5 protein-coding genes are annotated in these 6,754 nt (G+C 70.5%); 4 read left to right on the top strand and 1 reads right to left on the bottom strand.

Annotated elements, in window-relative coordinates:
• Positions 1-410: 410 nt before the first annotated feature.
• A complete protein-coding gene (locus tag ACIQ6R_RS35675; RefSeq protein WP_404226078.1) occupies positions 411-710 on the bottom strand; it encodes a hypothetical protein in 300 nt (99 codons plus the stop codon).
• Between the two features lie 185 nt (positions 711-895).
• On the opposite strand from ACIQ6R_RS35675, the gene ACIQ6R_RS35670 reads away from it, so the two are divergent.
• From ACIQ6R_RS35670 to ACIQ6R_RS35655, 4 genes are all read left to right on the top strand, one after another.
• Complete coding sequence (locus ACIQ6R_RS35670; protein WP_404226076.1) at positions 896-1,651, top strand: ankyrin repeat domain-containing protein; 756 nt, start codon at positions 896-898, stop codon at positions 1,649-1,651.
• Positions 1,641-2,132, top strand: a complete 492-nt coding sequence (locus tag ACIQ6R_RS35665) for a hypothetical protein (protein WP_404226074.1) — start codon at positions 1,641-1,643, stop codon at positions 2,130-2,132. Before ACIQ6R_RS35670 ends, ACIQ6R_RS35665 begins: the two co-directional genes overlap by 11 nt.
• Complete coding sequence (locus tag ACIQ6R_RS35660; RefSeq protein WP_404226073.1) at positions 2,129-4,987, top strand: Helicase associated domain protein; 2,859 nt, start codon at positions 2,129-2,131, stop codon at positions 4,985-4,987. The genes ACIQ6R_RS35665 and ACIQ6R_RS35660 overlap by 4 nt, the downstream gene beginning before the upstream one ends.
• A 1,011-nt stretch (positions 4,988-5,998) precedes the next feature.
• Complete coding sequence (locus ACIQ6R_RS35655) at positions 5,999-6,235, top strand: hypothetical protein (RefSeq protein ID WP_404226072.1); 237 nt, start codon at positions 5,999-6,001, stop codon at positions 6,233-6,235.
• Positions 6,236-6,754: the final 519 nt, after the last annotated feature.

Genomic DNA, 6,754 nt, shown 5'->3' with positions numbered 1-6,754 from the left:
CCCGCGGAGCGGGTACCCCATCGCTGCGCGATGGGCAAGCGAACACCCGCGCTGCGCGCGGGTGTTGCGCTCCCGCTCCGCGTGAGCGCTGGCGGGCCGCTCCGCGTCCCGCTCACCAGACCGGCTGCGCCGGTCTGGTGACGCTCCGTCCGCTGCGCTCCCGGAGCTGCGCGGGCCTGCGGCCCCCGATGGTGGCTTCCGCTGCGCTCCAGTCACCTGGTGGCGCTGCGCGCCACAGGACGGACCCGCTGCGCGGCTCGTCAACGGGCCTTCGGCCCGGGCGCCTGCAGGGACAGGGTGTGGTGCTCCGGCAGTGGACTGTCAGCAGACCGTGGGCTCCGCCACTGTGGGGCGGAGCCCACGCCCGGGTCGAGGGGCCCGGGCTGACTCGTGGGAAGAGTGATGGGCCCTCAGGCAGGGGCGTGACGGCGGGTGCTCGGCAGCCTGTGCGGGGCAGCAGCGTTGTGTACGGGCCGGCCCGTGGCGGGAACGGCGAGGCGCCGCAGGGTGAGGCTCGCGGTGACGAGCAGGACGGTGAAGATGGCCAAGAGGAGGACGGACACCCACATCTGACGGCTCCCCGGGGCCTGCCAGCCGGTCCAGGCCGCGGACCCTGCCCACAGGAGGATGGCCGCAGTGTAGAAGGAGCGGATGCGGCGCAGTTGCCGCTCGGCCCGCAGGAACTGGATGCGTTCGGTCTTCGGTGCCATGCGGCACCGTGTACCCCGATACATGCCGGCCATCAGGGTCGGACGAGATCTCATGGAAGGGCTTGGTCGAGGTTTCCGCAAGACTGCATCTCGATTTGATGCAGAATGTAGCATTGGCGTAAAGCAGGGACACCCCAGTAGGCAGGTGTCCGCAACGTCCTGGCAAGGCCGGCGGAGAGGGAAGCATGATGGATTCCGATGCGCTGAGGCCGAGCTCTTTTCCCAAAGTGGAGCCGTGGACGCCGGCGCACGAGGCCGTAGAGATGAGTGAGTATGAGACTCTCGCCAGGCTCCTGGACGCTGGGGCCGATCCGGACGAGGTATGTTTCGGGCTCACGCTGCTGACTCACGCGATCGACACAGAAGGTGACAGTCACCTGCAGTCGGGGCATCCCCTGCACACGGCCGGCACGGCAATCGTGCTGACCTATGGAGCCGACCCGCGCCTGCCGTCTGCCAGCGGGGAAACTCCGCTGCAGTGCGCCAAGGACTACGACCACGAGCCGGCCACGCGGCTCCTCGAGCGCTTCCTCGCACCGGCGGAAGCTTCCGGGAGTGGGCGTGGAAGTGGTCGCGGGGCTTCCGTCGAGGTGGAGTCGTGGACGCCCGCGCACAGGACCGTGGAGATGAGTGACTACGAGGTCCTCTCCATCCTCCTGGACTCCGGGGCGGATCCGGACGAGGTGTGCTTCGGGGAGACGCTGCTGACTCATGCGATCGGCCTGGAAGGCGACGCTCACGTACAGACGGACTACCCCCTGAATACGGCCTCCACCGCGATCCTGCTGGCCTACGGTGCTGATCCGCGTCTGCCGGCCATCGACGGAGAGACGCCCCTGCAGGTCGCCGAGTACTACCACCACGAGCCGATCAAGCGGCTCCTCCAGCGCTTCCTCGCCCTGGCCCCGGCGGAGACTCCAGGGAGTGCGCGTGACAAATGACCGCGGGCCTTCGCCCCTCGATCCGGACTCCGCTTACAGCGATGCCTCGATCTACGTGGACGCGGAGGCCGCTCCGCGGGTCGTAGGCCGGCTTCGAGACTTGCTCGGCCTCGTCGAGGACGACGGCGCGGAACTGGTAGTCGGGCCCGTGCGCGTGGAAGGCGAGCCCAATGACTACGCCACAGGCCAGCACGCCCACCCCTTCGACTTCCTTCAATGGCCGACCGTGCTGGAATGCGAGGCCACCGCGGGAACGCCGGCCGAGGCGGTGGTGCAGGCCGTCACGGCCGTGCTCGAAGCACTGTGGCGCGGGGGCTTCAGGGCCGTAGCCGCCTGCGACTTCGAGGACGAGCTGCCCGCCCGCGGCGGCATCGACAGGTACCCGCTCTCCGCCTCTGGTTCTGGCGGGTCCGGTGCTTCCGTGAGCTCGTGGTGGAGAAACCTGATTTCGCCCGGAAAAAGAAGGGATCGAATGTCGTGATCAGCCTCCGGGAACATCAGGTGACCCAGAAAACCGCAATCCGGGAATGGGTCAAATTCTTTGCAAGATCATCTGTGCCCGCTGAGGGGGCGCGGGGCACACTGGTGTCCGCCACCGGTTCGGGCAAGACGATCACGGCTGCCGCGAGCGCGCTGGAGTGCTTCCCGGGCGGGCGGATCCTGGTGACCGTGCCGACCCTGGACCTGCTCGCACAGACCGCCCAGGCGTGGCGGGCGGTCGGTCATCGGGCGCCGATGGTGGCGGTGTGCTCGCTGGAGAACGACGCGGTGCTCACCTCGCTGGGAGTGCGCACCACCACCAATGCGATCCAGCTCGCGCTGTGGGCCGGGACCGGACCCGTGGTCGTGTTCGCCACCTACGCATCCCTCGTGGACCGCGAGGACCCGGAGGATCCAACGGGCCAGCGGAAGGTTCGCGGGCCGCTGGAAGCCGCTCTGGCGGGCGGGGAGCGGCTGTATGGACAGCAGATGGACGGTTTCGCGCTCGCCATCATCGACGAAGCCCACTCAACCGCAGGTGATCTAGGTCGGCCGTGGGCCGCGATCCACGACAACGCCCGCATCCCGGCGGACTTTCGGATCTACCTGACCGCGACCCCGCGCATCCTGGCGGCGCCCCAGCCGAGCAGGGGCGCCGCCGGCCAGGACGTGGAGCTCGCGACCATGGCCGACGACCCGGACAGTACGTACGGCGCGTGGCTCGCCGAGCTCGGGCTCTCCGAGGCGATCGAGCGGGAGATCCTGGCTGGGTTCGAGATCGACGTGCTAGAGATCCACGACCCCTCGCCGGTTCACGGGGAGTCGGAGGAGGCGCAGCGAGGCCGGCGACTGGCCCTGCTGCAGACCGCACTTCTGGAGCACGCCGCGGCGTACAACTTGCGTACGGTGATGACGTTCCACCAGAGGGTGGAGGAGGCCGCGGCGTTCGCGGAGAAGTTGCCCGAGACGGCGGCCGAGCTCTACAGGAACGACGCCTCGGACGAGGACCTGGCGAAGGCGGAGAAGCTGCCGAAGTCGTCGATCGACGCGGAGTTCTACGAGCTGGAGGGCGGCCGACACGTGCCGCCGGAGCGGGTGTGGTCGGCGTGGCTGTGCGGCGACCACCTCGTCACCGAGCGACGCGAGGTCCTGCGCCAGTTCGCCAACGGCGTCGACGCAGCCGGGCGCCGGGTTCACCGCGCCTTCCTCGCCAGCGTGCGCGTCCTCGGCGAAGGCGTCGACATCACCGGCGAGCGGGGCGTGGAGGCCGTCTGCTTCGCCGACACCCGCGGCTCACAGGTGGAGATCGTGCAGAACATTGGCCGCGCGCTGCGGCTCAACAAGGACGGCTCCACGAAGGTCGCGCGGATCATTGTGCCGGTGTTCCTGGAGCCCGGTGAGGACCCGCAGGACATGGTCGCCAGCGCCTCGTTCCGCCCCCTTGTAGCGGTCCTCCAGGGCCTGCGCTCGCATGATGAACGACTCGTCGAGCAGCTGGCCTCCCGCGCGCTCACGAGCGGCAAGCGCAAGGTCCACGTCCGGCGTGACGAAGAGGGGCGGATCGTCGGGGCCGGCGGTGAGGGCGACGGCGAGGACCAGGAGGACAACGACACGCAGGCCGCCGCCGAAGCCGCGCTGCTCCACTTCTCCAGCCCGCGCGACGCCGCGACCATCGCCGCGTTCCTGCGCACCCGGGTCTACCGGCCGGAGTCCCTGGTGTGGCTGGAGGGCTATCAGGCCCTGCTGCGGTGGCGGAGGGAGAACGAGATCACCGGCCTCTATGCCGTTCCGTATGACGTCGAGGTCGAGGTCGGCGTCACCAAGGACTTTCCGCTTGGCCGATGGGTGCACCAGCAGCGGAAGGCGCTGCGGGCCGGGGAGCTGCAGGAACGGCGCAAGACGCTGCTGGACGCCCCGGAGGCCGGGATGGTCTGGGAGCCGGGCGAGGAGGCGTGGGAGAACAAGCTCGCCGCGCTCCGGTCCTACCACCGGGCCACCGGGCACCTCGCTCCACGTCAGGACGCCGTGTGGGGCGAAGGCGAGGCGATGGTCCCGGTCGGGCAGCACATGGCCAACCTGCGGCGGAAGGGCGGTCTCGGGAAGGACCCGAAGCGGGCGGAGGAGCGCGCGAAGCAGCTGGCCGCGATCGACCCGGACTGGAACTGCCCCTGGCCGCTCAACTGGCAGCGCCACTACCGCGTCCTCGCCGACCTCGTCGACGCCGACGGGCACCTGCCCTACATCGCACCCGGCGTGCTCATGGACGGTGACGACATCGGACGATGGCTCCAACGGCAACGCCGGAACTGGAGACTGCTGTCGAGCGAGCAGCAGGAGCGGCTGACCAAGCTGGGCGTGCAGGGCGCCACCCTCCCCGTGACGGCCGCCGCCTCGGCGGAGCTCCGTCCGGCTCTGGCCGCAGCCCTCAAGGGGCCGAAGAAGGCAGGGAGCAAGGCCGAGGCGGCGTTCCAGCGGGGGCTGGCAGCCCTGGCGCAGTGGGTGGAGAGGGAGGGACAGCGGCCGGTCCCGCGCGGCGCGGTCGTGGAGGTCGCGGTCGACGGCGAGGCAGAGCCGGTGCCGGTGAAGCTGGGGGTCTGGCTCTCGAACACCAAGTCGAGGCGCGACAAGCTCACCTCCGAGCAGCGCGCCGCCCTCGCCGCGCTGGGCATGGAGTGGGCGGGCGTGGTGCCGGCCGTCGAGGCCGCCTCGGCGCAGCCCGCTCTGTCGGCGGCCCCGGCGGAGCGGCAGCCGTGGGACCACCACGAGGAGTGCGACAAGCCGCAGTACGAAGGCGGGACCTGCACCTGCGACCTCATCCAGCGGTGCGGACCGAACTCTGAGCGCGACGACTACTGACCGCCCCTCGGCTCTGACCGGACCCCGGGCCCGCCGTCAGGGCCCGGGGTCTCGCACGTCACGGCGCCGGTGGGCCTCTACCGGCGACGCGGGATGGTGACCCGGACCTCCGCCAGCACGACGCCGGTCGCCGGGTCGCGGTGCACCGGGGCGTACAGGCCCCGGGTCGGCGTCACCGGCCGTGAGCCAGCCTCCGGCCCACGGGGCGTCAGTGGTCTCCAGCTCGCGACCGGCGAGCGGGCCGCCCGCGAAGCGAACGATCACAGCAGTACCTCCATCTGGCGGGAGCGTCCCGCCTCACTCCTTGGTGGGGACTCAGCGCCCGGAGGACAGCACCGGGGTGCCAGCAACTTCCGTCCCGGCCCCGCCGCCGGGCCGTCGGCGGGTGCGGCGCGGCGGGCCCGGCCGACGTGCAACCGACCGAGCGCGCCCCCGATCCCCGGGCCGCGGCCGTACCGCCCATCCCGCCCGTCCCTTACTCCTTCACTCCGGCCAGGGGACATGGGCAGAGCGGCCGCAATCGGCACTCCGACCACGGCAAAACCGCGCGGTGATCTGCACGGACACGGGGACGGTCCTGCGGGCCGCGCAACACCTACCGCAACCTTGGCGCAACACCCAGCGCAACAGACAGGCGCAATACCTACCGCGACCTCGTGCTCCTGGTCGACCGGGGCGACCGGTCAGGCGGCCCGGACGGCCCCGTGGACGCGGGCGAGGTGGCGTAGCTCGGACCGTGCCACCGGCACTGGGGGCGGTCTCCCAGTAGGGGTGCCGCCACAGTCGTACGGACAGGAGCAGCAGGCGGCGGCGCAGGGCGGTGGTGTCGCGGGGGCGGGGTGCGGCGAGCGCGTCGTAGGTGGCGTTCCAGGCGGCTTGCGTCTGCATCAGGTCGTCGGGGAAGTCGGTCACGTCCATACCGGCATTAGATTTCTTGTTCGAATTGTGTGTCACTTCAGACACGCCCGCCTCAGAGCCGTGGTCGGGGGCAGGACCGCCGCGGTCGGCCTCATGGTCGGGGGTCCCTGGTCGCCCCGACCACGACCGTCCGGACCGATCGCGATCGATGGCCTGGAAAGGGCCCTGGCCGCCGTCGACCTCCTGGAGGAAGCCCTCACCCTCGACCTTCGCCGACCGCAGGACTGCTTCGGCCGCGTCTGGTCCACCGCCTTCCGAGCTCACGAGCTGGCCCGTCACGGGGGCGACGCCGGCGCCCTCGGCAAAGACGACGATGTGGAGGCGCCGTGACCTCAGCCCCCGACCAGACTGCAGCAGCGACAGTTGCCCGTCGTCGCCAGACTCAGGACCAAGCTCACTCGCGTTGAGAAGGCCATCGGCCAGCTCTGCCGTGAACGTGGCCGTCTCGCCGTCCGGGCGATCGTCAAGCGCGCAGGCGTCTCCTCCACGTTCCTCTACGAGGACCCCGACGCCCGCGGCCTCGTCCAGGCCGCCGTCACCGACAGCAAGAGCCGCCACGACCGAGTCGCCCATGACGAGCACGAGCGCATTGAGGCATCGTGGCGGGAGCGAGCGCTCAATGCCGAGGAGCAACCGTGTTCTCACCCTTGCGCAGCGACGTCGTCTGCATCCCGCCCCCTTTGGATCACCAGGAAGAAAACGCTAGCCATCTCACCGCGGCCGGACTGCCCCTTTGCCGTAGTCGGAGGGGTCTACGGGGCGCCCCTCTCCATCAGCGGGGCGCCTGTACGGATCACCGTGGACTCTCCCGCTGCCGCACCAGGGGATGGCCGCTGTCTCCAGGCCGTG

Source organism: Streptomyces sp. NPDC096048, from assembly GCF_044763415.1.
Classification (GTDB): domain Bacteria; phylum Actinomycetota; class Actinomycetes; order Streptomycetales; family Streptomycetaceae; genus Streptomyces.
This window is presented reverse-complemented; position numbering and strand designations above follow the sequence as displayed.

Coding starts and splice junctions, on each gene's coding strand:
- ACIQ6R_RS35675 (WP_404226078.1), bottom strand. CDS start 710: ATGGCACCGAAGACCGAACGCATCCAGTTCCTGCGGGCCGAGCGGCAA.
- ACIQ6R_RS35670 (WP_404226076.1), top strand. CDS start 896: ATGATGGATTCCGATGCGCTGAGGCCGAGCTCTTTTCCCAAAGTGGAG.
- ACIQ6R_RS35655 (WP_404226072.1), top strand. CDS start 5,999: ATGGTCGGGGGTCCCTGGTCGCCCCGACCACGACCGTCCGGACCGATC.